Annotated in this window: 3 protein-coding genes; 1 reads left to right on the top strand and 2 read right to left on the bottom strand. The window is 53.9% G+C overall.

What is annotated here, in order from left to right; genetic code table 11:
- A partial coding sequence (locus QCH34_RS11450; RefSeq protein ID WP_300334283.1) for an RNA 3'-terminal phosphate cyclase occupies nt 1–340 on the bottom strand: 340 nt, incomplete at its 3' end.
- On the bottom strand, nt 337–1,182 hold the full coding sequence (locus tag QCH34_RS11445; protein ID WP_300334281.1) for a ribose-phosphate diphosphokinase: 846 nt from the start codon (nt 1,180–1,182) through the stop codon (nt 337–339). The genes QCH34_RS11450 and QCH34_RS11445, both read right to left, overlap by 4 nt.
- Before the next feature lie 86 nt (nt 1,183–1,268).
- Here QCH34_RS11445 and QCH34_RS11440 point away from each other — a divergent pair.
- The coding region (locus QCH34_RS11440; protein ID WP_300334279.1) for an ATP-binding protein at nt 1,269–2,014 on the top strand (746 nt) is incomplete at its 3' end.

Genomic DNA, 2,014 nt, shown 5'->3' with positions numbered 1-2,014 from the left:
TGATGCTGCCTCCGGTTCGGAGAGCAAGGGGAAGCCATGTTGAAAGGACAAGCGGAATACTCCCGGCTGTCCCGATATCAATAGTAATATCCTTCCTCTCCGGTCTTCCGGGAAGGAAGGTGATCTCACCGGATCCAACAAAAACCCCGCTGGTTGTGGCATCTGATATCGCAGCCGCCGCCTTTATCGCAGCGACATGCTGGGCGGCGAGGCCGGGAACAGATCGGTTCTTCCGGATATTCAGAATTGCTACTGCCTCTCCCGAGACAGCAGCAAGGGCAACAGCAGTCCTGACGATCTGGCCTCCCCCTTCAAGGATGCCGCCGTCAATTCTGATCATCTCCTGAGCGCCTCTGCAATTGCCGGAGCTGCGGAGATGAGGGAACAGCCCCGCTCAATCGTATCGCTCGATGCAACACACCTGAATCCGGCTGCCATCAGGCGGGCATACCCTCCCCCTGAGAAGACACCGTGGACGCAGGCGGCAGAGATGCTCTCTGCCCCCTCAGCCGCAAGCATCTTTGCAGCAGTCGCAAGTGTTCCTCCAGTTGAGATGATGTCGTCAACGATGATGACATTCCTCCCAAGAACCCCTACCTCTTTCTCCTCGATCGAGACCTCAAATCCTGAATGCCTCGTCTTGTTGAGATAATTGCAATCCCAGCCTTGGGCTGCGGCCACTCCTTTCGCAAATGCCCATGCACCATCGTCCGGGGCGAGTATCAGGGGATCTTCAATCCCGGTCCCTGCCAGATACTCCCCGATTGCAGGTGCTATCGAGATATTTTCAGCAGGGACGCTGAAGTACTTCAGCACCTCCGGTTCGTGGATATTCACCGTGATGATCCTTTCAACCCCTCTGCTGAGTGCTGCTGCGATTGCACGAATGCTGATCGGCTCCCCTGCATTGAACCGCTTATCCTGCCGTGCATATGCCATGTACGGGATCACAAGGGCGACCTCTGATCCTTCGCAGGCATCGATTAGGAGCAATAGCTCGACAATGGATTCTGCATCGGGGAGGGAAGATACAATCACCGTTCTGTCATCAAGGTCCGCTGCCCGGATATATAACTCATTATCAGGAAACCGGGACAATTTTACCTCCCCCAGGGGTGCCCCAATGTTTTCTGCCACTCTTGAAGCGATAATCTGGCTTTTATCCGTATATATGACCTTCATTGCTTGTATCTCCCGGTACTGAAACTACTTAAACTATCGGTCTCCGATATATAAGCATTCAACATTTGTGTGAGGTATATCTCAGAATGGGGACAGAGACAGAGACTGTGGTGCTTTCAGAAGAAGATTTCAACGAAGAACTTCTCTTTGGAGATATCGAGATAGCAACAACCGCCGACATTGAGGTGCCGCCAGGCCTCATTGACCAGGTGATCGGCCAGGAGCATGCCGTCGAGGTAATTAAAAAAGCTGCAATCCAGCGTCGGCACGTGATGATGATCGGGACGCCGGGTACCGGGAAATCGATGCTCGCCAAGGCGATGACCGAACTCCTTCCCAAAGAGGAGATGCAGGACATCCTTGTCTATCCAAACTCGGATGATAATAATAATCCGCTTGTCAGGACCGTTCCGGCAGGCAGGGGCAAGGAGATCGTTGCCGCCCATAAGATGGAGTCACGGAAAAGGGCCCAGATGCGGAATATGCTGATGCTGATGCTCGTCTTTGGTATCATCGGATATGCCCTCATCTCCGGGATGCTCCTGATGGGCATCATCGCTGTTGCCTTCATCTTCCTCGCATTCAGGACGATGATGCCGCGGGATGATGTGATGGTTCCAAAACTTCTCGTATCGACATCCCCGGATTCAAAGGCTCCCTTTATAGACGGAACCGGCTCACATGCAGGTGCTCTCCTCGGCGATGTCAGGCACGATCCTTTCCAGTCAGGCGGACTGGAAACCCCCTCGCATGACCGTGTGGAGGCAGGTGCCATCCACCGCTCACACAAAGGTGTCCTCTTCATCGATGAGATCAACACCCTCACCCCCCA

Source organism: Methanocalculus sp. (assembly GCF_029762515.1).
Lineage (GTDB): Archaea > Halobacteriota > Methanomicrobia > Methanomicrobiales > Methanocorpusculaceae > Methanocalculus.
This window is presented reverse-complemented; position numbering and strand designations above follow the sequence as displayed.

What these genes read in the sequence shown, in the direction of transcription:
- QCH34_RS11445 (WP_300334281.1), bottom strand. Translation starts at nt 1,182, where the DNA reads ATGAAGGTCATATATACGGATAAAAGCCAGATTATCGCTTCAAGAGTG.